This window comes from Paraperlucidibaca baekdonensis (genome assembly GCF_003387535.1).
Lineage (GTDB): Bacteria > Pseudomonadota > Gammaproteobacteria > Pseudomonadales > Moraxellaceae > Perlucidibaca > Perlucidibaca baekdonensis.
Genome location: NZ_QUNR01000004.1, coordinates 234,253 through 258,354, shown reverse-complemented (window position 1 = coordinate 258,354; position 24,102 = coordinate 234,253). Strand labels below are relative to the sequence as shown.

24 protein-coding genes are annotated in these 24,102 nt (G+C 56.6%); 18 read left to right on the top strand and 6 right to left on the bottom strand.

All coding sequences use genetic code 11. The features are described 5' to 3' along the window. From zipA to DFR26_RS10035, 3 genes are read left to right on the top strand one after another with little or no spacing between them, the layout of a single operon-like run. The gene (zipA, locus tag DFR26_RS10045; protein WP_116208830.1) at positions 1–891 is read left to right on the top strand and encodes a cell division protein ZipA; all 891 of its coding nucleotides are present in this window, start codon (positions 1–3) and stop codon (positions 889–891) included. Further along, positions 891–2,939, top strand: a complete 2,049-nt coding sequence (gene ligA, locus DFR26_RS10040) for an NAD-dependent DNA ligase LigA (RefSeq protein ID WP_116208829.1) — start codon at positions 891–893, stop codon at positions 2,937–2,939. Before zipA ends, ligA begins: the two co-directional genes overlap by 1 nt. Then, on the top strand, positions 2,936–3,517 hold the full coding sequence (locus DFR26_RS10035; RefSeq protein ID WP_116208828.1) for a transglycosylase SLT domain-containing protein: 582 nt from the start codon (positions 2,936–2,938) through the stop codon (positions 3,515–3,517). The genes ligA and DFR26_RS10035 overlap by 4 nt, the downstream gene beginning before the upstream one ends. Here DFR26_RS10035 and mnmC1 read toward each other — a convergent pair. The 3 genes from mnmC1 to ispZ are packed head-to-tail and all read right to left on the bottom strand — an operon-like array spanning position 3,488 to position 5,555. Then, positions 3,488–4,675, bottom strand: coding sequence for an FAD-dependent 5-carboxymethylaminomethyl-2-thiouridine(34) oxidoreductase MnmC1 (gene mnmC1 / locus DFR26_RS10030; RefSeq protein WP_116208827.1), 1,188 nt, complete (start codon positions 4,673–4,675; stop codon positions 3,488–3,490). The two genes, DFR26_RS10035 and mnmC1, sit on opposite strands and share 30 nt — an antisense overlap. A gap of 3 nt (positions 4,676–4,678) precedes the next feature. Next, entirely contained in the window at positions 4,679–4,978 is a 300-nt protein-coding gene (locus DFR26_RS10025) for a YciI family protein (protein WP_116208826.1), read from the bottom strand. A gap of 31 nt (positions 4,979–5,009) precedes the next feature. Beyond that, complete coding sequence (gene ispZ, locus DFR26_RS10020; RefSeq protein ID WP_116208825.1) at positions 5,010–5,555, bottom strand: septation protein IspZ; 546 nt, start codon at positions 5,553–5,555, stop codon at positions 5,010–5,012. Positions 5,556–5,673: 118 nt separating this feature from the next. Here ispZ and DFR26_RS10015 point away from each other — a divergent pair, with 118 nt between their 5' ends. The 6 genes from DFR26_RS10015 (at position 5,674) to DFR26_RS09990 (ending at position 10,145) form a co-directional block, all read left to right on the top strand. Then, positions 5,674–6,558 carry a PHP domain-containing protein gene (locus tag DFR26_RS10015; protein WP_116208824.1) on the top strand — a complete coding sequence of 295 codons (885 nt, stop codon included), beginning with the start codon at positions 5,674–5,676 and terminating at the stop codon, positions 6,556–6,558. Next, positions 6,555–7,178: an L-threonylcarbamoyladenylate synthase gene (locus tag DFR26_RS10010; RefSeq protein ID WP_116208823.1), complete on the top strand. Its 624-nt coding sequence runs from the start codon at positions 6,555–6,557 to the stop codon at positions 7,176–7,178. Before DFR26_RS10015 ends, DFR26_RS10010 begins: the two co-directional genes overlap by 4 nt. A gap of 112 nt (positions 7,179–7,290) precedes the next feature. Then, positions 7,291–8,181, top strand: coding sequence for a segregation/condensation protein A (locus DFR26_RS10005; protein ID WP_116208822.1), 891 nt, complete (start codon positions 7,291–7,293; stop codon positions 8,179–8,181). Beyond that, complete coding sequence (gene scpB, locus DFR26_RS10000) at positions 8,171–8,737, top strand: SMC-Scp complex subunit ScpB (RefSeq protein ID WP_116208821.1); 567 nt, start codon at positions 8,171–8,173, stop codon at positions 8,735–8,737. The genes DFR26_RS10005 and scpB overlap by 11 nt, the downstream gene beginning before the upstream one ends. Next, complete coding sequence (rluB, locus tag DFR26_RS09995; protein ID WP_116208820.1) at positions 8,730–9,719, top strand: 23S rRNA pseudouridine(2605) synthase RluB; 990 nt, start codon at positions 8,730–8,732, stop codon at positions 9,717–9,719. The genes scpB and rluB overlap by 8 nt, the downstream gene beginning before the upstream one ends. Before the next feature lie 3 nt (positions 9,720–9,722). Further along, positions 9,723–10,145 carry a DUF2721 domain-containing protein gene (locus DFR26_RS09990; RefSeq protein WP_116208819.1) on the top strand — a complete coding sequence of 141 codons (423 nt, stop codon included), beginning with the start codon at positions 9,723–9,725 and terminating at the stop codon, positions 10,143–10,145. Here the strand turns inward: DFR26_RS09990 and DFR26_RS09985 are convergent. The 3 genes from DFR26_RS09985 to ubiG are packed head-to-tail and all read right to left on the bottom strand — an operon-like array spanning position 10,142 to position 12,290. Further along, the gene (locus DFR26_RS09985) at positions 10,142–10,867 is read right to left on the bottom strand and encodes a YciK family oxidoreductase (protein WP_116208818.1); all 726 of its coding nucleotides are present in this window, start codon (positions 10,865–10,867) and stop codon (positions 10,142–10,144) included. The genes DFR26_RS09990 and DFR26_RS09985 overlap by 4 nt on opposite strands. Positions 10,868–10,899: 32 nt before the next feature. Further along, the gene (locus DFR26_RS09980; protein WP_116208817.1) at positions 10,900–11,565 is read right to left on the bottom strand and encodes an HAD family hydrolase; all 666 of its coding nucleotides are present in this window, start codon (positions 11,563–11,565) and stop codon (positions 10,900–10,902) included. Continuing rightward, a complete protein-coding gene (gene ubiG, locus DFR26_RS09975) occupies positions 11,562–12,290 on the bottom strand; it encodes a bifunctional 2-polyprenyl-6-hydroxyphenol methylase/3-demethylubiquinol 3-O-methyltransferase UbiG (protein ID WP_116208816.1) in 729 nt (242 codons plus the stop codon). The genes DFR26_RS09980 and ubiG overlap by 4 nt, the downstream gene beginning before the upstream one ends. Before the next feature lie 174 nt (positions 12,291–12,464). Between ubiG and gyrA the strand changes: the two genes are divergently transcribed. The 9 genes from gyrA to DFR26_RS09930 all read left to right on the top strand — a co-directional run bounded on the left by gyrA (position 12,465) and on the right by DFR26_RS09930 (position 24,102). Further along, positions 12,465–15,140 (top strand): DNA gyrase subunit A, encoded by a 2,676-nt coding sequence (gene gyrA / locus DFR26_RS09970; protein ID WP_116208815.1) that lies wholly within the window; start codon positions 12,465–12,467, stop codon positions 15,138–15,140. Then, positions 15,137–16,216 (top strand): 3-phosphoserine/phosphohydroxythreonine transaminase, encoded by a 1,080-nt coding sequence (serC, locus tag DFR26_RS09965; RefSeq protein ID WP_116208814.1) that lies wholly within the window; start codon positions 15,137–15,139, stop codon positions 16,214–16,216. The genes gyrA and serC overlap by 4 nt, the downstream gene beginning before the upstream one ends. A gap of 19 nt (positions 16,217–16,235) precedes the next feature. Further along, a complete protein-coding gene (gene pheA / locus DFR26_RS09960) occupies positions 16,236–17,318 on the top strand; it encodes a prephenate dehydratase (RefSeq protein ID WP_116208813.1) in 1,083 nt (360 codons plus the stop codon). A gap of 34 nt (positions 17,319–17,352) precedes the next feature. Further along, positions 17,353–18,474 (top strand): histidinol-phosphate transaminase, encoded by a 1,122-nt coding sequence (hisC, locus tag DFR26_RS09955; protein ID WP_116208812.1) that lies wholly within the window; start codon positions 17,353–17,355, stop codon positions 18,472–18,474. Then, positions 18,474–20,705: a bifunctional prephenate dehydrogenase/3-phosphoshikimate 1-carboxyvinyltransferase gene (locus DFR26_RS09950; protein WP_116208811.1), complete on the top strand. Its 2,232-nt coding sequence runs from the start codon at positions 18,474–18,476 to the stop codon at positions 20,703–20,705. Before hisC ends, DFR26_RS09950 begins: the two co-directional genes overlap by 1 nt. Before the next feature lie 53 nt (positions 20,706–20,758). Next, positions 20,759–21,451, top strand: coding sequence for a (d)CMP kinase (gene cmk / locus DFR26_RS09945; protein ID WP_281269901.1), 693 nt, complete (start codon positions 20,759–20,761; stop codon positions 21,449–21,451). A gap of 180 nt (positions 21,452–21,631) precedes the next feature. After that, complete coding sequence (rpsA, locus tag DFR26_RS09940; RefSeq protein WP_116208809.1) at positions 21,632–23,305, top strand: 30S ribosomal protein S1; 1,674 nt, start codon at positions 21,632–21,634, stop codon at positions 23,303–23,305. 111 nt (positions 23,306–23,416) lie between these two features. After that, positions 23,417–23,737 (top strand): integration host factor subunit beta, encoded by a 321-nt coding sequence (ihfB, locus tag DFR26_RS09935; RefSeq protein ID WP_181899050.1) that lies wholly within the window; start codon positions 23,417–23,419, stop codon positions 23,735–23,737. Continuing rightward, entirely contained in the window at positions 23,734–24,102 is a 369-nt protein-coding gene (locus DFR26_RS09930; protein ID WP_116208808.1) for a lipopolysaccharide assembly protein LapA domain-containing protein, read from the top strand. Before ihfB ends, DFR26_RS09930 begins: the two co-directional genes overlap by 4 nt.

Here is a 24,102-nt window from a genome sequence, read left to right as displayed (position 1 = left end):
ATGGAAACACAGTGGATTCATTACTTAATTGGCGCGCTGATTGTGGCGGGCCTTGGATTTTGGTTCTGGCGGCAGCGTCAGAATCGTTTGTCATTGCGTATTGAGGCCGTACCCGCTGATCGTATCGATAACACGCCGGTAGATCGTAACGAGATTATTGGCTCGGTGCGGGTGCGAGCACGTCAGCAGGACGCATCACGTAGCGATGACGTAAACACCTCAGTAGCCGCTGAAAGCGCTAAACCGCATATTGAGCCAACGGTTGATGCCCCTGTGCCCGCGCAACCGGTCTTCAAGGCCGATGAAGCGCCCATTGAGCCGCCCGCAATGAGCCCAGCCGAGCCTGTTGCCGAGCCAGACGACATGCCAGTTGCCGAGCAGACTGTGGCCCTTACCCAAGAGGATTTATTTGCTGCCGATGAGACAAAGCAAGATGAGCCCAGCTTCGATGGCATCGACGACACCGAGCTGGCCTTTGATCGCGTCCTGTCGATTCATGTCATGGCGCGCGAGGGCCTGATGCCAGGCCGTGCGCTGCTGGAGCACATGCTGCAATACGGCCTGCGCTATGGCGACATGTCGATTTTTCATCGTCACGAGCACCCAACGGGTCAAGGCACGATTTTGTTTAGCCTAGCGCAAGCCATGGAGCCCGGCACCTTTGATTTAGATACCTTAGCGCGCGACAACGTGCCCGGCGTCAGCTTGTTCATGGGTCTGCCAGGGTTTAAAAGCGTCATGGCCTATGACCTGATGATTGATACCGCGCGCCGACTCGCCAGTGCCTTGAATGCCGATATGCTCGATGACCGTGGCCAAATTCTCAGTGCCGGTAAGTTAGCCGATTGGCGCGATGAGGTGGCGGCCTACGACAACCGCCAAACGCATTAATGGTCGCTAAATCAGCGCTGCAAACGCAATTGGCGGGCCTGCGTGAGCGCATCCGAGAGCATGCGCATCGCTATTATGTGCTCGATGAGCCAACGCTGCCCGATGGTGAATACGACGCGCTGTATGCCGAATTATTGGCTATTGAGCACGCTCATCCGGACCTAGTCACTGACGACTCTCCCAGCCAGCGTGTCGGGGCCACGCCGGACGCCGCCTTTCAAAGTGTCGTGCATCAAGTCCCCATGTTATCGCTCGATAACGCCTTTAATGAAGCCGAGTGGCTGGCTTTTGATCAACGCGCGCGTGAACGCTTAGGTTGGGACCTCAGCGTTGGTTTGCCCTATGTTTGCGAGCCAAAGTTTGATGGTCTCGCTGTTAGCTTGATCTATCGCGATGGGCTGTTGGTGCAGGCGGCAACACGCGGTGATGGGCAGGCCGGCGAGGACATTACCGCCAATGTGCGCACTATTCGTAGTGTGCCGCTGCGGCTGCTTGGCGATCAGCCACCGGCACTGTTAGAAGTGCGTGGTGAGGTGCTGATGCCGCAACACGGCTTTCAGGCACTCAATGCCCAGCAGCTCGCTCGCGGCGACAAACTCTTTGCCAACCCGCGCAATGCCGCCGCTGGCGCACTACGTCAGCTCGACCCGAGCATCACGGCGCAGCGTCCGCTGGATTTTTATGCCTATGCCGTGGCGCAGCTTGAGGGCAACGCATGGCCATCGAGTCATGGTCAAACTTTGCAGTGGCTGGCCAGCTTAGGGTTTAAACAAAGCCAATTAGTGCAACAAGGTCGAGGCTCGGTGTTTGTGCAGCGCGCATGGCAGGACTTGCTTGATGCTCGCGAGACACTGGCGTTCGCCATTGATGGCATGGTTGTCAAAGTCGATGATCGAACCTTGCAGCGTGACTTGGGCTTTGTGGCGCGGGCGCCGCGATGGGCGGTGGCCTATAAGTTCCCTGCGCAAGAAGCCAGCACGGTATTGGAGTCGGTGGATTTTCAGATCGGTCGCACCGGCGCGCTGACACCGGTGGCGCGCCTAACGCCGGTGTCTGTGGGGGGTGTGCTGGTGAGTAACGCCACCTTGCACAATATCGATGAAATCTCGCGTTTGGATTTACGCCTCGGCGATCGCGTGGTGATTTATCGCGCTGGCGACGTTATTCCCAAGGTCATGCGCCGCCTCGAAGATGACAACGCCGAGGCGCACACACGGCGCGCTCCGGTGAGCTTGCCAACGCATTGCCCCGTTTGTGGGTCAGCGGTTGTGCGCGCAGAGGATGAAGCCGTGGCACGTTGTGTGGCCGGGCTATTTTGTCCAGCGCAACGCAAAGAGGCGCTGAAGCATTTCGCCTCGCGTCGTGCCATGGACATTGAAGGGCTTGGCGATAAATGGATCGAGCTACTCATTAGTCAGAATTTAGTGCAAACCAGTGCCGACATTTACACATTGACCCTTGAGCAGCTCTTAACGCTGCCGCGCATGGCCGAGAAATCAGCCACAAACTTGCTCAATGCCATTGCTGCCAGCCGTCACACCACACTCGCGCGGTTTTTATTTGCCCTCGGCATACGCGATGTGGGCGAGACAACGGCCGCCACATTAGCTCGTCAGTTTGGCCGTTTAGATGCCTTGCTTGCGGCCTCCGAAGAGGCGCTATTAGCCACGCCTGATGTGGGGCCGGTGGTGGCTAACTCGATTCGCCAATTTCTCGATGAGCCACATCATCAGCAGATCATCGCGCAGTTACAAGCCGCAGGCGTGCACTGGTCAGACCAAGCCGCCGCGCAAGATTTGCCGCAGCCATTGGCGGGACAAACCTGGGTGCTGACTGGCACACTGTCGAGCATTGGCCGTGATGAAGCCGCAGATCGGCTGAAGGCATTGGGCGCTAAAGTCAGCGGCAGCGTCTCGAAAAAAACCCATGCCGTGGTCGCCGGTGAGCGAGCCGGCAGTAAACTCGCTTCAGCGCAGCAGCTCGGTGTGAGCGTCTGGGATGAAGCCGCGTTATTGGCGCTGTTAGCGGAGCATGAGGAGGGCGCATGAAATCGTTGGCGGTGGCCGGTTTGGCGCTAGTGTTGGGCGCTTGCGCATCGACTGGGGTGCCGCGTCAGCCGCTCAATCTGTGCGCGGTGTTTGCTGAAAAAAGCGCCTGGCGCGAACCGGCTAGCGATGCGCAAGCGCAGTGGGGCATTCCCGCTTCCGTCTTAATGGCCACGATCTACCACGAGTCTTCCTATCGGCACGATGCGCGCCCGCCGAAACGCTATTTTCTCGGCTTTATTCCCATGGGCCGCGCATCAAGTGCTTATGGCTATTCGCAAGCGCTCGATGGCACCTGGGATGAATATGTGTCGCGACAAAATCGCTGGTTTGCCTCGCGCGATAACTTTGCCGATGCCATCGATTTTGTCGGTTGGTATCACTACGGTTCGCGCAAAGCGCTTGGTCTCAGTGCCACCGATATGCGCAATTTATACCTCGCTTATCACGAAGGCCGCGGCGGCTTTACGCGGCAATACTACCTGCGCAAGCCGTGGCTGATGGCCTATGCCGATCGCGTGCAAGCCACCGAGCTCAATTACCGCCAGCAATTACGCACGTGCTCGGCGTGGCGTCCATAATCGCCCGCGCTGCCATTCCCGCCAAATAAAACGCTCTGGGTCTAACTGCTGGGTCAGTGCCTCAGGCCAACGCGAGGCCTGCCCACTGAGTGCATCGACAATCACATCGGCCGCTACCCACGCCTGGGTGTACCCCTTAGCACCATGCCCCAAACTGACAAATAGCGGTGGCGTCTTTGATGGCGGCAGTTGAGGACGATGCCGTCGTGGCGTATGCGCACGCAGCGCGTCGCGCAGCGAGGGGTCATGGCGACCAGCCATCGGCGAAAAATCAGGGGTTTGCCAACGCAGACTCGCGCGCGCGCGCCATTGCGATAACGGCGGCAGCTTGGCGGCTAGCTGAGGCGCGACTTGCGCCAGCGCCTGTGCATTGTAGGCATTGTCTTCAGGACGAATATCGGTGCCGCGATCTTGCGGCGAAAAAGTCGCGCCAATGCAGTGATAGCCATGCTCTGCTGGCGTCAGGTAACCGCCATAGCACAGTGTGGTACGCAGCGCTAGGTTGGCTGGAAACTGCGATATTTGTCCGCGAACCGGGCGCAATGGTAAGCCCTCACTCAGTGAGAGTGGCGCCTCGCCGGCATAGGCTAAGACCAGTGCATCGGCGCGAAAATTGCCTTGCGTGGTGCTGACCTGCCAGTGTGAATCCTGTGCGGTCGCCGCTTGCACGCGCGCATTAAACACACAACGAATCGCCTCTGGGGCCAGCAGACTGCGCAACAGCCCATGTGTGCGAATAACCCCAGCCGCCGGCAACCACAACGCCGACTGCATGAGCGGCACGCCAGCGCATGCACTGGCTTCTTCCGCGCTCAAGCGCCAGACATGTTGCTGCCACCATGGGTGATGCGCATCGACATCACGAAGGCTACGAGGTTGGTCAAGCCACAGCACGCCGGTCGCACGAAAGTGCTCAGCCAAATCGGGCGCTTTTAAGCGCTCAAGCGCGTGCAAATACGCCATGGATTGCAAGTGCTGTGGCGTTAGCTCCGCGTCAACGAGCTTTGGATAAACAATCGCTAGGGCATTGCCCGAGCCGCCCAGGCCAGGCTCGCTGCCCGCATCGAGCACCGTCACTCGATAGCCGCGTTGCGCTAGCGTCCACGCACAGGTCGCACCGGCAATGCCGGCGCCGACGACCACCACATGTTCATGCATAGGTTAGGGTAGGGCGAGTTTGAACGGCTTGACCGTAACGCGCGCATAGACACCCGCAGCAACGTAGGGGTCACTGTCAGCAAATGCTTGCGCCTCTTGCAGGCTATTAAACTCAGCCACGACTAAGCTGCCCGAAAACCCCGCGGGGCCAGGATCTAAGCTGTCGATGGCGGGCAGCGGGCCGGCTAGTAATAACCGACCTTCATCTTTGAGTGTTGTTAGGCGTGCTAAATGCGCAGGTCGCGCGCTTAAGCGTGCCGCCAACGAGTCGGGACTGTCTTCACACCACAGGGCATACCACATGACGTATTCCTTATTGGTTAAATAATGGGGTCTAAGGCGCGCTATTGGTTTCGGTTATTGCGCCTTGCTTCATCAGCCAAACCCCTTGCGCGATGACAAAGATGAAGGTCATGGCCATGCTGCCAAAGAGCTTGAAGTCGACCCAGTACGCCGTCCAATACAGCACAACGACGGCATTGGCAGCCGCAGATAGCAAGAAAAACGCCGCCCAAGACAGATTTAAGCCGCGCCATTGCGCCGGCTTGAGCGTCACGGCGTGTCCCATCATGCGCTGAATAATAGGCTGCGAACCAAACCACTGGCTGCCCAAAAAGACCAGGGCTAGCAGCACATAAACGCCTGGCGCTTTCCATTGCAGGTATTTTTCATCGTGCAAAATCAGCGTTAATGAGCCGAGGCCAAGCGTGGCGGCAACAGTGATCCACTGGCTGGTTTCTAGTCGCCGCTGCTGCCACCACATAGCGCCATAAATAACGACCACAGCTACCATTAAGACAGCGGCGGCGACAAAGACACCTTCGAGCTTGTAGGCAATAAAAAACAGAATAATCGGTAAAAAATCTAACCACGCTTTCATGAATACTCCACAGATAATCAGCACATCGTGAGGCGGTTGCGGGCTGCGTCATTTGCGCCGCAACCGAATGCAAACCTGCTAAAGTGCTGCATCTTAAAGCAGCCCACGAGCGCCGACCATGCCCGCGATCGATTTACACAGCCACAGCCGCTACTCCGATGGCAGTTTGTCGCCAACAGAGTTGGTGGCCTTGGCCGCCAAAGCGGGCGTTAAAGCCTTGGCGCTGACCGATCACGACAGCGTCTCCGGTGTACCTGAAGCACAAGCAGCGGCAGATCAGCATGGCATCACACTGATTCCTGGCGTGGAAATCTCAGCGGCCTGGGGCGTGCAGAATGTCCATATTGTCGGCCTGCAGGTGGATATTCATCACCCAGTACTAGTGGCCGGTCTGGCGCAACAAGCCGGTGCGCGCGAGCGCCGTGCCATCGAAATTGGTCAACGCTTGGAGGCCTTGGGTCTCACGGGGGCGTATGCAGGGGCGCTAGCATTAGCGCGTGAGCCTGCCAGTATTAGCCGCACGCATTATGGTCAATGGCTATTTGCCAGCGGTCACGTGAGCACCGTGCAACAGGGTTTTGATCGCTACTTAGGCCCGCGCAAACCAGCGTCAGTGCCTATGCCGTGGGCCAGCTTAGAAGACACTGTGTCATGGATTTTGCAGGCCGGCGGCGTGCCGGTGTTGGCACATCCGGGGCGCTACCCATTGTCGCGGACTAAGATGCGCGAGATGATGAGCGCGTTTCAGGCGGCCGGCGGTGTTGCCATTGAAGTGGCCACCGCGACTGAAAAGCCCGATATGGTGAAATATCTTGGCCAGCTCGCGCAGCAGCGCGGTTTAGCGGCGTCGCAAGGCAGCGATTATCATGGTAAGCCGGCACCGTGGATTGCCCTTGGCCGCTTTCCTTCGCTACCAAAAGGCTGTGAACCAGTCTGGCAGCGCTGGGGCTGGGCAGCTGATGCGTTTAGTTCTTCTACACCTGCTCAAGGACAGCCAGCATGACGCAACATTGGCGAATTCATCCAGATAACCCACAGCCACGCCTGTTAAGGCAGGCAGCTGAGCGCCTCACGGCTGGCGATTTGATTGTTATGCCGACAGATGCCAGCTATGTCTTAGCGTGCCGCATTGGCGATAAATCCGCCCTCGAGCGCTTACGGCGACTGCGCGAGCTCAACGAGTCGCACCATCTCACGCTGATGTGTCGTGATTTATCTGAAATCGGTACGTACGCAAAGGTCGATAACAGCGTTTTTCGTTTGCTCAAGGCGCACACGCCGGGGCCTTATACGTTTATCTTGCCTGGTACTCGTGAGGTGCCGAAGCGCCTGCTGCACCCGAAAAAGCAAAGTATTGGTATTCGTGTCCCGGCGCATCCGGTGCCATTAGGCCTGCTGGCCTTGCTCGATGAACCGTTGCTCACGACCACCTTGCTGATGCCGGGCGATGCCTTGCCGATGGTGGATCCCGACGATATGGTTGAGCGCTTGGCGCGCCGCATTGAGGTTATTTTAGATGCTGGCCACGGCGATGCCGCCAGTACCTCGGTCATTGATTTCACAACTGACAGCCCGGAAGTCATGCGCGAAGGTTTGGGCGATGTCAGCGCGTTTCGCGACTAGACAAACGGAAAACGATAAATGGTGGGTTATTTCTAGTAAATAGCGTCATAATCCACCCACACTACCGCTGCGAAGCGGCAAAGCCCGAGACAACCCTATGCCAGCTGAGTCTATGACAGCAGCCGAAAGCCCCAGCCAGACAGCGCCTGAATCGCCATCTGATCTGTTTGCCATTGCGCGGGTCAACGGTGAAAGCATCACGCAGCTGCCAGATGATTTATATATTCCGCCCGATGCACTGCGCGTATTTCTCGATACCTTCGAAGGTCCGCTGGACTTATTGCTCTACCTTATTCGCGCGCAAAATCTCGATATTCTCAATATCCCCGTCGCCAAAATCACCCATCAATACTTGGCCTACGTTAACGTCATGCAGGCGGCTAACTTTGATTTAGCGGCAGAGTATTTGCTGATGGCGGCGTGGCTTGGTGAAATTAAGTCGCGCCTATTGTTACCGCGCCCAGCCAGTATCGACGGCGACGACGAGCTGGACCCACGCGCCGAGTTGATTCGCCGGCTGCAAGAATATGAGCGTTTTAAACAAGCCGCCGAGCATATCGACAGTTTATCGTGCGAGGGGCGTGATTTTTTTGTCGCGCACGCGCAGGCGCCGGATTATCAGCGCCCTGTTGAGCCGCCACGGGTTGAGCTTCGCGAGCTCTTGCTGGCACTGCAGGATGTTTTGAGCCGAGCTGATTTGAGCGTGTCACACACGGTCTCGCGTGAATCATTGTCTATGCGTGAGCGCATGAGCTTGATTTTGGAGCGACTCAGCGGCCAACGATTCGTGCCATTTGTGCAGCTTTTTACCGTTGAGGAAGGGCGCTTGGGTGTTGTGGTGTCTTTTATGGCGATTTTGGAGCTCGTCAAAGAAGGCTTAATAGACATTGTGCAAGCCGATGCCGGCGCTGATATTCATGTGCGTGCACGTGTCGGAGAGGCTCAGGGCCAAGCGCTAGACTTAGACGATACAAGCGATGAGAGGGCATTTGATGAATCCTGATGAACTCAAACAGATTATTGAGGGCGCATTATTTGCGGCGGGCCGCGCGCTCAGTATTGAGCAGATTCAAGCGCTATTTGAGGAGGCATATCGGCCCGATAGCGCGAGCATCAAAGCCTTACTTGATGATTTGTATGCCGATTACAGCGAGCGGGGCGTGGAGCTGCGGCAAGTCGCCTCAGGCTGGCGCTTTCAGGTTCGCCATGATGTGGGGCCGTGGGTCAGCAAACTCTGGGATGAGCGTCCACAGCGCTATTCGCGTGCGCTGCTAGAGACGCTGGCATTAATCGCTTACCGCCAGCCCATTACGCGCTCGGAAATTGAAGATATTCGTGGTGTGGCCGTGAGCACGGCGATTGTGAAAACGTTATTGGAGCGCGAGTGGGTGCGCGTGGCAGGGCATAAAGAGGTGCCGGGGCGGCCCGCATTATTTGCCACCACCCGGCATTTTCTCGATGATTTTAATTTGAAAAGCCTGGCGGACTTACCCGCTTTGGCCTCGATACGCGATCTCGCCGAGATTGCGGCCGACTTGGAAGCAGCAACTCATGAGTGAAAAATTACAGAAAGTTCTCGCCCGTTCGGGTCTTGGCTCACGCCGCCACATGGAGCAGGCCATTTTAGATGGCCGTGTCAGTGTCAATGGCGCCTTGGCCAAGCTCGGCGATCGCGTCGTTGTCGGCGATGAGTTACGCCTCGATGGCCGGCTTGTGCATTTCTCCCTGGAATCAGAAGTACAGCGCCGCGTCATTGCCTATTACAAACCGGAGGGCGAAATCTGTTCGCGCTCCGACCCCGAAGGCCGCCCCACGGTGTTTGATCGCCTGCCGCGCATCACCGGCGAGCGCTGGGTCATGGTGGGCCGCCTCGATATCAACTCAAGCGGCTTGCTGTTATTTACCAACGATGGCCAATTTGCCAATCGTCTGATGCATCCATCAAGCGAAATTGAGCGGGAATACGCCGTGCGCGTAATGGGTGAGCTCACGCAAGATGCTCAGCGCGCGCTCTGTGAAGGTGTTGAGCTAGATGATGGCCCGGCGAAGTTTGAAAGTGTTTCGGAGCTTGGCGGTGAAGGCTTTAACCGCTGGTGGCAGGTCGTTGTGAAAGAAGGTCGTAACCGCGAAGTTCGGCGATTGTTTGAGTCGCAGGAGCTGAAAGTCAGCCGCCTGCTGCGCACCCGCTATGGCACTCAAGCCTTGCCGCGCGAGCTACGCACAGGCCGCTGGATTGAGCTCGATAAGCCCGACATTGATAAGCTCTTGGGTGCAGTGGAGTTACGTCCTCGTCGCAATGGATCGGGGCTGTTTGGCTTGACCCGTCGTCGGACCGAGAAGCAACGCGAGAACCCCCTGAAGCCGCGCTTTGTCGATAACAGTTCGCGTACCGGCGATAAAGCAACGCGTGGCGATGATAAACCAGCGCGCACCGGCAGGCCTGCACGTCGCGATAGCACGGCAGGCAGCCAAACTGAAGCGCCGCGCAAAGGTGGCTATTTGCGCCAGCAGCGCCGTGATGGCTCCGATAATAAGGGCTAACTGATGGACATCAATGTCAGCACACCATCGATTTTGTTTCCGGCAATTTCCTTGCTGTTGCTGGCATTTACCAACCGCTTTTTAGCGCTTGCCAATCTCATTCGCCAGTTGCACGACCAGTACAAATTGAGGCCCGAGCCGGCACTTCTAGCGCAGATGGCGCACCTCCAGCAGCGCTTACTACTGATCCGCAATATGCAGGCCTGTGGAGTGGCGAGTCTGGTGATGTGCATTATCTGTATTGGTTTGGTGCTGTTGAGTCAGCCGCTGCTGGCGTTGGTGAGCTTTGTTTTGAGCTTGCTGCTGATGCTGGCTTCACTCGCCTTGTCATTGCGTGAAATTCTGATTTCCTATCGGGCGTTGGCCATGCATCTTGCGGATATTGAAGAGCTGCACGACCAACAAAGCGCCTTTCGCCGGCGCTAGGCGGCCGTTAAGTCCAACGACTGCCCCGTGGTACCACGCGCGGCATCGCTCAATAAATGCACATAATGATGCGCAATGGACTCCGGTGTTTTCACGCTCTCTGGGTTCTCGCCAGGGTAGGCACTGGCGCGCATGGATGTTCGTGTGGCGCCCGGATTGACGCAGTTCACCCGCACGTCACTGGTATTTTTGAGCTCCTCAGCAAACAACTGTGTCAGGCCTTCAACGCCAAACTTCGATAGCGCATAGGCACCCCAAAACGCGCGCGCTTGGCGGCCAACACTGCTGCCGGTAAAGATCACACTGGCATCAGGGCTGGCTTTGAGCAGCGGCAATAGCGTTTGCGTGAGCACAAAGGGCGCGCGCAGATTGATCGCCATGACGCGATCGTAGGTGTCGGGGTCATACATTTCCAGCGGCGTGATATCGCCCAAATCCGCTGCGTTATGGACAATGCCATCGAGGCGACCAAACGTGGCTTGGATTTGTTCAGCTACCTGTTGGCAAAGCTCCACCGGCGCCACGCTTAAATCGAGCGTGATGATGGCGGGTGTTGGTCCGCCTTGTGCCGTGATGGCGTCATAGGTGGCATTGAGTGTGGCTTCTTCGCGGCCCAATAGCACCACTGTGGCGCCGGCTTGTGCACAGGCCAACGCCACCGCGCGGCCAATGCCGCGGCTGGCGCCGGTAATTAAAATAACGCGTTGGGCGAGTGCAGACATAGCAAGCTCCTAAATAAATGAGGGTGAACGGCTCACGACAGCTGTGTGTTGAGCCAGGCAGCGAAGTCAGCCACGGTGGCACAGTCGACATCGGCTTGCCAGTCGCTGAGCTGCTCGCCATCGGCCAAATAGCCCCAGCCTGCGGCTATGGTGAGCATGTGGCTACGCCGTCCGGCTTCAATATCGCGGGCATGATCGCCCACATAAATACATGCACGCGCGTTCACGCCAGCGCGAGCACAGGCCAATAACATAGGCTCTGGGTCTGGCTTGGTGCGCGTAACCTCATCGGCACAAACCACGGCACTGGCGCGTGTATCCAGTCCAAGCGCCTGTAAAAGCGGTCGAGTGAAGCGCGTGGGCTTATTGGTGACGATGCCCCATGCGATGCCTTCGGACTCCAGTTGCGCCAGTATGGCGACGAGCCCAGCGAAAATGAAGGAATGATCGGCAATATGCGCCTCATAGTCATCGAGAAAAGCCTGCCTTAATGGCTCTACAATATGCTCGGCCAGCTCAGGATAGGCCACTGCCATCACGGCTTTGGAGCCCGCTGAGACCGCCGCACGAATCGGTGCATAGGGCAGTGCAGACTCACCGCGCGCCGCGCGCAGGCGATTGACGCCAGCGTGAAAGTCCGGCGCGGTGTCGACCAGTGTGCCATCGAGGTCAAAAAAAACCGCCGCGGGACGACTCACGTGGCGCTCGGGCGCGTGGTGGCGATCATGTAATTCACGTCGACATTGGGCGCTAACCAATAACGTCCGGTGATGGGGTTAAAGTGCAAGCCGGTCATTTCATTGAGCGTGAGGCCAGCCTCGCGTACCCAGCGCGCAAGCTCCGCGGGGCGGATGAACTTTTTGTAGTCATGCGTGCCGCGCGGCAGCATGCGCAACACATACTCGGCACCCACAATAGCAAACAGCCACGACTTCGGGTTGCGATTGAGCGTCGAGAAAAATACGTGGCCGCCGGGTTTCACTAGGCGATAGCATGCCGCCACAATCGCCGCCGGATCGGGCACATGCTCGAGCATCTCTAAACAGGTCACTGTGTCGAAACTGCCCGGCATCTCATCGGCCAAGGCCTCTACCGTGCATTGGCGGTAAGTCACTGAGGTCACACGCTCTTGCTCTGCGTGAAGCGTGGCCACGGCCAATGGCGCTTCGCCCATATCGATGCCGAGCACCTCGGCGCCACGGCGCGCCATACTTTCCGACAAAATGCCGCCACCACAGCCCACATCTAAAACACGTTTGCCCGACAAGCCCACGCGCTCATCGACCCAATTCAGACGCAGCGGATTAATGTCGTGTAGCGGCTTAAATTGCGATTGCTTATCCCACCATTGTGAGGCGAGGGCCTCAAACTTAGCGATTTCGCTGGCATCAACGTTTTGCGTATGCGCGGGGCCTTGAGTCATAAAGCAGTCCTAATTCGCTGAGGAGGCGCTGGCGAAAGTGGCTTGGCGCCTCAATAATGTGCGGCAAAGTATAGCTCGAAACTAGGGTTTCGCGGTGGTCATCGGTGCTACTGAATGGCGTCTGCTGTGCTAGAATCTCATGCTTTAACGACGGCCGAATAAAGAGAAAACTGCATGACCGACGTTGGTAATGAAATTCAACCCGTAAACATCGAAGATGAGCTGCGCCAATCCTATCTAGACTACGCCATGAGCGTCATTGTCGGTCGGGCACTACCCGATGTCCGCGATGGCCTCAAGCCTGTGCACCGGCGCGTGTTATTTGCCATGAATGAGCTCGGCAACGATTGGAATAAGGCCTACAAAAAATCCGCACGTGTCGTTGGCGATGTTATCGGCAAATACCATCCGCACGGCGATACCGCTGTCTACGACACCATCGTGCGCATGGCACAGCCGTTCTCGCTGCGCTACTTATTGGTCGATGGCCAAGGCAACTTCGGCTCGGTCGATGGCGACAACGCCGCCGCCATGCGTTACACCGAAGTGCGCATGACCAAGCTCGCCCACGAGCTGCTCGCCGACCTCGACAAAGAAACGGTCGACTGGGTGCCCAACTACGACGGCACCGAGATGATCCCGGCCGTAATGCCCACGCGCATTCCGAATTTATTGGTCAATGGCTCCAGCGGCATCGCCGTGGGCATGGCCACCAACATCCCGCCACACAATATGAGCGAAGTGGTCAATGGCGTGCTGGCCTTGATCGACAATCCCAACCTCGATGTCGATGGCCTGATGGAGCATATCCACGGCCCCGACTTCCCCACCGCCGGTTTTATTAATGGCCGCGCCGGTATCATTGAGGCTTATCGCACCGGTCGTGGTCGCATCTATATGCGCGCCCGCCATCATATTGAAACGGACGCCAAGACTAATCGGCAAACCATTGTATTTACTGAGATTCCCTATCAGCTCAATAAAGCGCGTGTGATTGAGAAAATCGCCGAACTGGTGAAAGAAAAGAAAATCGAAGGTATCTCTGAGCTACGCGATGAGTCCGACAAGGACGGCATGCGCATTGTGGTTGATTTAAAGCGCGGTGAAGTCGCTGAAGTTGTCGTTAATAACCTGTTTGCGCAAACCCAGCTGCAAGGCGTGTTTGGCATCAATATGGTGGCGATCGACGAAGGTCAGCCTAAGATCATGAATCTGAAGCAGATTCTTGAAGCGTTTATTCGTCATCGCCGCGAAGTGGTGACGCGTCGCACGGTGTTTGAGCTGCGCAAAGCGCGCGAACGCGGCCATATCCTCGAAGGTTTGGCGGTGGCGCTGGCCAATATCGACCCGGTCATTGCGCTGATTAAAAAATCACCCAGCCCCGCTGAGGCGAAAGAGCGCCTGATGAGTGAGTCCTGGTTGCCTGGTGCGGTGCAAGGCATGCTTGAGCGCGCCGGGGATCTCAATGCCTGTCGCCCCGATGGCTTGGCCAATGGCATGGGTTTTATTGACGGTCGCTACAAGCTTTCGCCGGAACAAGCGCAGGCTATTCTGGATTTACGTTTAAACCGCTTAACCGGCCTTGAGCAAGACAAATTGGTTGCCGAATACAGCGATTTGCTCGAGAAAATTCAAGCCTTAATGCTGATTTTGGCCGAGCCTGAGCGTTTGCTTAATGTCATCCGCGAAGAGCTCGCCGATGTGCTCAGCAACTATGGTGACAAGCGTCGCACCGAGATTATTGCCACGCGCTTGGATCTCACCCTGGAAGATTTGATCACCGAAGAAGATGTGGTGCTGACGCTATCGCACACCGGCTATGCGAAAATTCAGCCGGTCAGTGATTATCGTGCGCAACGCCGTGGCGGTCGCGGTCGCTCAGCCACGTCAATGAAAGATGAAGACTATATTGAGCATCTGTTGGTCGCCAGCACGCACGACACCGTACTCTGTTTCACCAGTGCCGGTAAGGTCTATTGGCTGAAGGTCTACGAGTTGCCGCAAGCCAGCCGCGGCTCTAAAGGCAAGCCCATCGTGAATATTTTGCCGCTGGTCGAGGGCGAGCGTATCACCACCATCTTGCCATTGCGCGAGTATCCCGAAGGCCATTATGTGTTTATGGCTACCGGCGATGGCACCGTAAAAAAGGTCGAAGCGCAGGCATTTTCGCGGCAACGCACAGCCGGTCTTATTGCCATCGATCTCGTTGATGATGACGTCTTAATTGGCGCGGCCGTCACTGATGGTCAGCAAGACATCATGCTCTTTAGCAATGAAGGCAAGGCCGTGCGTTTTGCCGAAAGTGATGTGCGCTGCATGGGCCGTACCGCCATGGGTGTGCGTGGCATTCGTCTCGCCGAAGGTGCGCGCGTGGTGTCTTTAATTGTCGCCAACCCCGAGGCTTACGTGCTAACCGCCTCCAGCAATGGCTTTGGCAAACGTACGGCTGTTGATGAGTTCCCCACCCATAAACGCGGCGGGCAGGGCGTCATTGCCATGCAAACCAGCGATCGCAATGGCGAGCTGATTGGCGCCGTGCAAGTGGTCGATAGCGACGAACTGATGCTGATTTCTAACCAAGGCACGCTGGTGCGTACGCGTATTAGCGAGGTCTCCGTGCTCTCGCGCAATACCCAAGGCGTGACGCTGATCAAGCTCGGCAAAGAAGAAAAGCTCGTACGCACCGTGCGTGTGGATGAGCTTGAGGTCGAAGCGTTCGATGAAGATGGCAATATCATCATGCCAGAAGTCGCTGCCGGCGAAGGCCTTCTTGAGGCCAGTGCAGGCGCTGAAGCAGATATCCCAGAAGATAAGCCAGCCGAGGCTGGCGATGATGAGAGCGCGCCATGAGTCGAGCGTTTAATTTTTGTGCAGGACCCGCAGCCTTACCAGAGGCCGTGTTGCAGCAAGCCCAAGCCGATTTAGTCGATTGGCAGAGGCGTGGCTGCTCGATCATGGAAATGAGCCATCGCGGCGCCGATTTTGTTGCGATAGCCGAGCGAGCCGAGCAAGACCTGCGCGATTTATTAGCGATCCCTGACAACTATAAAGTGTTGTTCTTACAGGGCGGGGCTACGCAGCAATTCGCGCAAGTGCCGATGAATCTGCTCGGCGGCAAGGCATCAGCTGACTATATTTGTACCGGTGTTTGGTCGGAGAAGGCCATTGCCGAGGCGAAGAAATTTGCTCAGGTAAATGTCGCTGCCACCGATGTTGCCAATCACTTTCGTGCCGTGCCCGATGTCAGCACCTGGCAGCTCGACAACCATGCCGCGTATCTGCATTACACGCCCAATGAAACCATTCACGGCGTTGAGTTCGACTTTATTCCATCGGTCGATGTGCCCTTGGTCGCCGATTACTCGTCGAGCATCTTGTCTGAGCCTTTAGATGTCTCAAAGTTCGGCCTCATTTATGCCGGTGCTCAAAAGAACATTGGTCCGGCCGGCATTGTCGTGGTCATCGTGCGCGAGGATTTACTCGGGCGGTATGCTGCTGGCATGCCCACGATCATGGACTATGCCGTGGCGGCGAAAAACGGCTCCATGTACAACACGCCGCCAACCTATTCGTGGTATTTGTCTGGACTGGTTTTTCAATGGCTGAAAGCGCAGGGCGGCCTCGAGGCCATAGCTGCGCTGAACGCCCGCAAGGCGGCCAAACTCTATGGCGCCATTGATGCCAGCGGCTTCTATGCCAACCCGGTGGCGATCGCCAATCGTTCGCGCATGAACGTGCCCTTTACGCTGGCCGATGCCCGCTTAGAGGCGACGTTTTTGCAAGAAGCCGAGGCTCAGCATTTGCTGAATTTAGCCGGTCATCGCTCGGTTGGCGGCATGCGCGCGAGTATTTACAACGCCGTGCCAGAAGCCGCCGTCGATGCCCTCATCGATTTCATGGCCGACTTTGAACGCCGCCACGGCTAAGCCCTAACGGAACTCGCCAATGACAGACTTAGATGATGTGCGTCAACGCATCGACAGCCTCGATGCGCAAATTCAAACGCTGATTAGCGAACGTGCTCAGTGCGCGCAGCATGTGGCACAGATAAAACTCCGCGAAAGCCCCGAGACCACGGTGTTTTATCGGCCGGAGCGCGAGGCGCAAGTCCTGCAAAAGGTCATGGCGCGCAATGCCGGACCGCTGCACCCCGAGACCATGGCGCGACTGTTTCGCGAAATCATGTCGGCGTGTTTGGCACTCGAGCATCCGCTGACCATCGCATTTTTGGGTCCCAATGGCACCTTTACGCAAACCGCAGCGGTCAAGCACTTTGGCCATGCCGTGAAAACGTCGCCATTAGCAACTATTGATGAAGTCTTTCGTGATGTCGCCGCCGGCTCTGCCGATTACGGTGTGGTGCCGGTAGAGAACTCCACCGAGGGCATGGTTAATCACACGCTAGACTCATTTTTAACATCAAATTTACGTATTATCGGCGAAGTTGAGCTCAGAATTCACCATCATTTGGTGGTCAGTGAGGGCACCAAAACAGCGGCCATTTCGCGGATTTATTCGCATCAGCAGTCCTTAGCACAATGCCGGCAATGGCTCGATGCCAATTTCCCAAGTGCGGAGCGCGTGGCGGTATCGAGCAATGCTGAAGCGGCACGGCGCATCAAAGGCGAATGGCATTCGGCGGCGATTGCTGGCGAGACTGCCGCTGAGCTTTATGGCTTAACGCAGCTGCATCAGCGCATTGAAGACAACCCCAATAACACCACGCGCTTCTTGATTATTGGCCGAGAGGCCGTGGCGGCGAGTGGTCAGGATAAAACCTCCATCATCATTACCGCGAAAAATCAGCCGGGTGCACTGTTTACACTGCTGGAGCCGTTTCATCGCCGCGGTATCAACCTCACGCGCATTGAAAGCCGCCCGAGCAAGCACGATATTTGGACCTACGCGTTTTTTATCGACTTCGAAGGCCATCAAGACGATCCCGCCGTACAGGCCGTGATGGCCGAGCTGGAGCCGCGCATGCGTGAAGTTAAATGGCTGGGCTCTTACCCAAAAGCGGTGCTGTAAATGGCTAGGGCTCAACGCGAAGGTATCGCTTTACATGACTGATTTTATTAAACAAGCGCGACTGGGTGTGCAGGGTCTTGCGCCGTATCAGCCCGGCAAGCCGGTCGATGAGCTACAGCGTGAGCTCGGCCTAACACGCGTGGTGAAATTAGCTAGCAATGAAAATCCGCTCGGGCCATCGCCGAAAGCCTTGGCCGCACTGCAACTAGCCTTAGCCAATCCGCTTGAACTCGGGCGCTACCCTGATGGCAGTGGTTTTCGCTTAAAGCAGGCGATTGCCAACAAGTTTGGCTGTGCGCTTGAGGCCATCACACTCGGTAACGGCTCGAATGACCTGCTCGATATCATCGCGCGGGTGTTTTTGGGTGAGGGTGATGAGGCTATTTATAGCCAATACGCCTTTGCCGTCTACCCGCTCAGCGTGCAAGCCGTGGGGGCCACCGGCGTGTGTGTGCCGGCGCGGGATTATGGCCACGACTTAGTCGCCATGGCGGAGGCCATCACCACAAAAACCAAGGTGATTTTCCTCGCCAACCCCAACAATCCCACCGGCACGTGGTTTAGCGAGGCCGATTTTCACGCCTTAATGACCCGCGTACCCGCTCATGTGATTGTGGTGCTCGACGAGGCCTATGGCGAGTTCGTCAGCGATGCATCGGCACTCAACGGCCTGGCGCAGCTTGGTCGTTACGCCAACCTGATTGTCACCCGCACCTTGGCGAAAGCCTATGGTCTGGCGTCGTTGCGCGTGGGCTATGGGGTGGCCAGTGCCGAGCTCAGCGGCCTGCTTAATCGCGTGCGACAGCCGTTTAATGTCAATAGCTTAGCGCTCATAGCTGCCGAGGCGGCGATCACCGATGAGGCCTTTGTTCAGCAAACCCGTGCACTAAACGATGCCGGTATGTCGCAATGGCTCGCCGCCACACAAGCGCTCGGCCTGAGCTGCTTGCCATCGCGCGGGAATTTTCTCTGCGTGGATATGGCCGCCGAGGCCATGCCGATCTTTCAGGCCTTGCTGCGCGAGGGCGTGATTGTGCGACCCGTGGGCGCTTATGGCTTGCCCAATCACCTACGCATATCGATTGGCACGGAAGAAGAAAATAGCTTTGCGATTAATGCCTTAGCGCGTGTGCTTAATCAGCAGGTGGACGGCTAATGCAACGCTGGCCATTACGTCAAGTCGCCTTTATTGGTCTCGGCCTCATTGGCTCGAGCTTAGCGCGACTGCTGCGCGAGCGTGGCCTGGTTGAGCGCATTACCGCCGCCAGTCGTAGTCGCCAAACTCTCGCCACTGCGCAGCAGTTGGGCATTATCGATATCGGTTATGCCAATCCTGCCGATGCTGTGCGCGGTGCTGATTTAGTGATCTTGGCGATGCCGGTGAATGCCACCGAAGCCGTCATGGCCGCCATTAAGCCGGCATTGAGCCAAAGTGCTGTGGTCACCGATGTGGGGAGCACCAAAGGCAATGTCGTGGCCGCCGCCGAAGCCGTCTGGGGCCACGTACCAGCAACCTTTGTGCCCGGTCATCCCATTGCCGGCTCTGAGCAAAGCGGCGTGATGGCGGGTAGGGCGGATCTATTTGCCGCGCATAAAGTCATTCTCACGCCACTTACGCACACCAGTGCCGATGCCGTGGCGTTGGTGACGGCACTTTGGCAGGCTGCTGGCGCTGAAGTGATGACTATGCGCGTTGAGCAGCACGACGCGGTATTAGCGCGAACTAGTCATTTGCCACACCTGCTGGCCTTCTCACTCGTCGATACCTTGGCGCAAGAATCAGACAATCTCGACATTTTTCGGTATGCTGCCGGCGGTTTTCGCGACTTCACCCGCATTGCTGCCAGCGATCCACGCATGTGGCACGATATTTTTCTGGCCAATCGCGACGCCGTGATCAGCGCCTTAGATGCCTTTGAGGCTGGTACTCAACGCGTGCGAGACGCCATTACCAGCAATGACAGCGACGCCTTGCTCGGCATGTTTACCCGTGCTCGTGCCGCTCGCGAACACTTCACCCACATGTTGGCCGGTACGGCCTATGCAAAGTCCATGACCCATACCAAAGAATTACGTTTTACCGTCGAGCCCGGCGGCAATTTCACGGGTCGCGCGCGCGTGCCCGGCGATAAATCCATTTCGCATCGTTCCATCATGCTTGGCTCGCTGGCCACCGGTGTGACCGATGTCACCGGCTTTTTAGAAGGCGAGGATGCACTCGCCACGCTACAAGCCTTCCGCGACATGGGCGTGGTCATTGAGGGGCCAACCGCTGGCCGCGTGCGCGTCCATGGCGTCGGCCTGCACGGCCTGAAAGCGCCGCCGGGGCCAATTTACGTTGGCAACTCCGGCACCACCATGCGCCTGCTCTCGGGCTTGCTGTCGGCGCAACCCTTCAATGCCGTGCTCACCGGCGATGCCTCATTGGCAAAACGCCCGATGGAGCGCATCGCTAAGCCACTACGTATGATGGGCGCCGATATTCAAACCACCGGCGAACGCGGCACACCGCCAGTGACCATTACTGGCAATGCTGCACTGAAGGGCATTCATTACGACATGCCGATCGCCAGCGCCCAAGTCAAGTCGGGCGTGCTGCTTGCCGGGCTATGGGCTCAGGGCACGACCTCGGTGACTGAGCCGGCACCCACCCGTGATCATACCGAGCGTATGTTGCGCGGTTTTGGCTATGCGGTGAAAACCGAGGGCGCCACCGCCAATGTGCAAGGTGGCGGCAAGCTGACAGCCACACAAATCGATGTGCCCGCGGATATTTCCTCGGCGGCATTTTTCCTCGTCGCGGCCAGCATCGCACCGGACTCCGACCTGGTTCTTGAGCACGTGGGCATGAACCCCACACGCGTTGGCGTGATCAATATTTTGCGCGCCATGGGCGGCAATATTGAGGTGCTCAATAGCCGTGAAGTCGGCGGTGAGCCAGTGGCGGATCTGCATGTGCGCAGTGCGCAGCTAAAGGGCATTGATATCCCCGAAGATCAAGTGCCACTGGCTATCGATGAGTTCCCATCCCTATTTATTGCAGCAGCCTGTGCCGAAGGCGTGACTACGCTGACCGGCGCTGAAGAGTTGCGCGTAAAAGAGTCTGATCGTATTCAAGTCATGGCTGATGGTCTGCTCACGCTCGGTGTCAGCGCAGTGCCGACCGCCGATGGCATTGTCATTACCGGCGGCCCGATCGGCAGTGGTGAGGTCATCAGCCACGGCGATCACCGTATCGCCATGTCATTTGCTATGGCTGGTTTGCGTGCTACTGGCCCGATAGTGATTCGTGACTGCGCCAATGTTGCCACCAGTTTTCCAGACTTTATTGGTCTTGCTCGGCGCTGCGGTCTTCGCATTCGCGCCAGCGAACACGACCTTCATTAAGCGTTAGAGTAAAAGTTTGCATGAGTGATGAAATTGAACGCCGCACCGCCACGATTTATGTGCCCGTGCTTACCATTGACGGCCCGAGCGGATCAGGTAAAGGCACCATTGCCCATCGCGTTGCGGCGCGCTTAGGCTTTCATGTGCTCGACTCCGGTGCGCTCTATCGTCTGCTCGGCGCAGCGGCTAAGCGTCATGCGGTGTCCATCGATAATGAACCCGCGCTCGAAGTCTTGGCGGCGCATTTAGATGTGCAATTCACTGCCGATGCCAATGGCGACGCCATCATCATGCTCGAAGGCGAAGACGTGAGCTTAGAAATTCGTACCGAGGAGGCCGGTCGTGCGGCCTCTCAGGTGGCCGTGCTGCCGCGCGTGCGCAATGCCCTGTTGGCGCGCCAACAAGCATTCCGCGAATCACCCGGCTTAGTGGCCGATGGCCGCGACATGGGCACCGTGGTTTTTCCGCACGCCGATCTCAAGGTATTTCTCACGGCCTCAGCAGAGGCGCGAGCCGAGCGGCGCTACAAGCAGTTGCTTGAAAAGGGCTTTGATGCTAGCCTCGCCGCCCTAATTGACGATATTCGTGCACGTGATACGCGCGATATGGAGCGCAGCATTGCGCCGTTGAAGCCAGCCGAGGGCGCCTTAGTGCTCGATAGCACGGACTTGGGCATTGAGGCCGTTGTGCAGCGTGTTATTGATGCCGCCCGAGCCGCGCCCGAACTGGCCAAGTTTCTGAATTAATAGCCGACGCCTTAGCGGCGGCTACAGTACTAGCGCAAGACCATCGCCCGGTGTTCTTGCTGTTGGCGAATCAATGCCTAGCGTCTACCAGTGTGGCTGGCATTGATTCTTACCCCATAAACCCGTCGGAGCTGGTCCGTCGGCTGAATAGAAGTGCCACCTTGGCACTGGAAGGATTACATGACTGATTCATTTGCCGCCCTGTTTGAAGAAAGCTTAGTTTCCCTAGATGTAGAGCGCGGTGCTCTGATCAAGGGTACCGTTGTTGCCATCGATAGTGATTGGGTAACGGTCGACACTGGCTTGAAATCCGAGGGCGTCATTGCCCGCGAAGAGTTTTTGAATGATCGCCGCGAGCTAGAAGTCGCTGTAGGTGATGAAGTAGACGTTGTTGTCGATGCTCTCGACAACGGCATGGGCTACACCCTGCTGTCACGCGAAAAAGCTAAACGCGCCGAAACCTGGATTCGCTTAGAGAAAATCTTCGAAGCCAGCGAAATCGTCAAAGGCATCATGTCTGGCAAAGTTAAAGGCGGTTTCACCGTCGATATCGGCTCTATTCGTGCGTTCTTGCCGGGCTCATTGGTCGATATTCGCCCAATCCGCGATACAGCACATTTAGAAGGCCGTGAGCTTGAATTCAAACTCATCAAGCTCGACGCTAAACGCAACAACGTTGTGGTGTCACGCCGCGCTGTGATGGAAGCTGAAAGCTCCGCAGAACGCGAACAACTACTGGCCAACCTGCAAGAAGGCCAAGTGGTTAAAGGCATCGTGAAAAACTTGACCGATTACGGCGCATTCGTCGACCTCGGCGGTATCGATGGTCTGTTGCACATCACCGACATGGCTTGGAAGCGCATCAAGCATCCAAGCGAAATCGTTGAAGTGGGCACTGAGCTGACCGTGAAAGTGCTGAAATTTGACCGTGAGCGCAATCGTGTGTCCTTGGGTCTGAAACAGCTGGGCGAAGATCCATGGTTAGCATTAATGGGCCGTTACCCAGAAGGTACACGCGTCCAAGCCAAGATCACCAACCTGACCGATTACGGCTGCTTTGCTGAAATCGAAGAAGGCGTGGAAGGCCTCGTGCACGTATCAGAAATGGATTGGACCAACAAAAACATCCACCCATCTAAAGTCGTACAAATCGGCGACGAAGTGGAAGTTATGGTCTTGGACATCGACGAAGTACGTCGTCGCATCTCCTTGGGTATCAAACAGTGCCGCGAAAATCCATGGGATGCCTTTGCGCGTCAACATGAGAAGGGCGAGAAAGTGGCCGGCAACATCAAGTCGATCACTGACTTTGGTATCTTCATCGGCCTCGACGGCGGCATCGATGGTTTGGTTCACCTCTCCGACATTTCGTGGAATGAGCCAGGCGAAGAAGCTGTTCGCAACTACAAGAAGGGCGATCCCATCGAAGCCACCATCTTGTCGGTTGACCCAGAGCGCGAGCGTATCTCCTTAGGCATCAAGCAATTAGAGCGCGATCCTTTCGGTGATTTCGTTGCCCAGTTCGATAAAGGCGCCATCATCAAAGGCACGGTGAAGTCGGTTGATGCCAAAGGCGCGACCATCGAAGTGATGGACGGTGTGGAAGGCAGCCTGCGTGCGTCTGAATTGAGCCGCGATCGCGTTGAAGATGCTACTAAGCATCTGACTGTTGGCGATACTGTTGAAGCTAAAATCATCAGCATCGATCGTAAAACTCGCTTAATTAGCTTGTCGGTGAAAGCCAAAGACGAAGCTGATGACCGCGAAGCGATTGCCAATCTGAAAGATCAGCCAGAAGATGCCGCTGGTCCTAAGACCATTGGTGATTTGATCAAGGCCCAGATGGGTAACTGATCTTAGCGATCTGTGGTAAAAATAAACGGGGGTAGGTGACTACTCCCGTTTTTTTATGTTTAGAATCAGTGTGTTGATTTTTCACTATTTCGCGCAAATGAGAGAGCCACAATGACATTGACCCGATCAGACATCATCGAGCGCCTCAGTGCTCGTCAAACGCTGCTCACAGGTAAAGATGTGGAGCTTGCTGTGAAGACCATGGTCGAGCAGCTGTCAGAAACGCTAGCCACCAATGAGCGCATTGAAATACGCGGCTTTGGTAGTTTCTGTCTGCATCATCGTGCGCCTCGCATTGGTCGCAACCCAAAGACTGGCGAATCGGTTTCCTTGCAAGCGAAAAGCTCGCCTCACTTTAAGCCCGGCAAAGCATTACGTGACCGCGTCGATGAAAGTGCTAGTCACACGGCCATTGAGGGTAATCAATCATGACTGCCATTAAAAAGGCTGTTTTCTGGGCTTTTATGCTCGTTTTTCTATTTACTGGGTTTTGGATGGTTATTGTTAATAACGACTCGGTCAGCTTGAACTTATTGTTTACCAATACTGGCCCGGTAAATGCTGGTTTTGTTATTTTCATGTCACTAACCGTTGGCGTCATTGTTGGCTTCATCGCTGGCAGCTTTAGCACTCGCCTAAGCATGTGGCGTAAAGCACGTGAGGCTGAGCAGGCGAGAGCGCAAGAAGCGACCCAGGCCGCCGATGCCGAAGCACTAGCGCAGGTGCGTGAAACTGCGCGCCAGCAAGCACTCGCTGTGCGTAGCCACGAGCCACCTGCGCCACCACCTGTGTATTAA

Bases quoted from the DNA above. Each gene is read 5' to 3' on its own strand.
- zipA (WP_116208830.1), top strand. From the start codon at position 1: ATGGAAACACAGTGGATTCATTACTTAATTGGCGCGCTGATTGTGGCG.
- ligA (WP_116208829.1), top strand. From the start codon at position 891: ATGGTCGCTAAATCAGCGCTGCAAACGCAATTGGCGGGCCTGCGTGAG.
- DFR26_RS10035 (WP_116208828.1), top strand. From the start codon at position 2,936: ATGAAATCGTTGGCGGTGGCCGGTTTGGCGCTAGTGTTGGGCGCTTGC.
- mnmC1 (WP_116208827.1), bottom strand. From the start codon at position 4,675: ATGCATGAACATGTGGTGGTCGTCGGCGCCGGCATTGCCGGTGCGACC.
- DFR26_RS10025 (WP_116208826.1), bottom strand. From the start codon at position 4,978: ATGTGGTATGCCCTGTGGTGTGAAGACAGTCCCGACTCGTTGGCGGCA.
- ispZ (WP_116208825.1), bottom strand. From the start codon at position 5,555: ATGAAAGCGTGGTTAGATTTTTTACCGATTATTCTGTTTTTTATTGCC.
- DFR26_RS10015 (WP_116208824.1), top strand. From the start codon at position 5,674: ATGCCCGCGATCGATTTACACAGCCACAGCCGCTACTCCGATGGCAGT.
- DFR26_RS10010 (WP_116208823.1), top strand. From the start codon at position 6,555: ATGACGCAACATTGGCGAATTCATCCAGATAACCCACAGCCACGCCTG.
- DFR26_RS10005 (WP_116208822.1), top strand. From the start codon at position 7,291: ATGACAGCAGCCGAAAGCCCCAGCCAGACAGCGCCTGAATCGCCATCT.
- scpB (WP_116208821.1), top strand. From the start codon at position 8,171: ATGAATCCTGATGAACTCAAACAGATTATTGAGGGCGCATTATTTGCG.
- rluB (WP_116208820.1), top strand. From the start codon at position 8,730: ATGAGTGAAAAATTACAGAAAGTTCTCGCCCGTTCGGGTCTTGGCTCA.
- DFR26_RS09990 (WP_116208819.1), top strand. From the start codon at position 9,723: ATGGACATCAATGTCAGCACACCATCGATTTTGTTTCCGGCAATTTCC.
- DFR26_RS09985 (WP_116208818.1), bottom strand. From the start codon at position 10,867: ATGTCTGCACTCGCCCAACGCGTTATTTTAATTACCGGCGCCAGCCGC.
- ubiG (WP_116208816.1), bottom strand. From the start codon at position 12,290: ATGACTCAAGGCCCCGCGCATACGCAAAACGTTGATGCCAGCGAAATC.
- gyrA (WP_116208815.1), top strand. From the start codon at position 12,465: ATGACCGACGTTGGTAATGAAATTCAACCCGTAAACATCGAAGATGAG.
- serC (WP_116208814.1), top strand. From the start codon at position 15,137: ATGAGTCGAGCGTTTAATTTTTGTGCAGGACCCGCAGCCTTACCAGAG.
- pheA (WP_116208813.1), top strand. From the start codon at position 16,236: ATGACAGACTTAGATGATGTGCGTCAACGCATCGACAGCCTCGATGCG.
- hisC (WP_116208812.1), top strand. From the start codon at position 17,353: ATGACTGATTTTATTAAACAAGCGCGACTGGGTGTGCAGGGTCTTGCG.
- DFR26_RS09950 (WP_116208811.1), top strand. From the start codon at position 18,474: ATGCAACGCTGGCCATTACGTCAAGTCGCCTTTATTGGTCTCGGCCTC.
- rpsA (WP_116208809.1), top strand. From the start codon at position 21,632: ATGACTGATTCATTTGCCGCCCTGTTTGAAGAAAGCTTAGTTTCCCTA.
- ihfB (WP_181899050.1), top strand. From the start codon at position 23,417: ATGACATTGACCCGATCAGACATCATCGAGCGCCTCAGTGCTCGTCAA.
- DFR26_RS09930 (WP_116208808.1), top strand. From the start codon at position 23,734: ATGACTGCCATTAAAAAGGCTGTTTTCTGGGCTTTTATGCTCGTTTTT.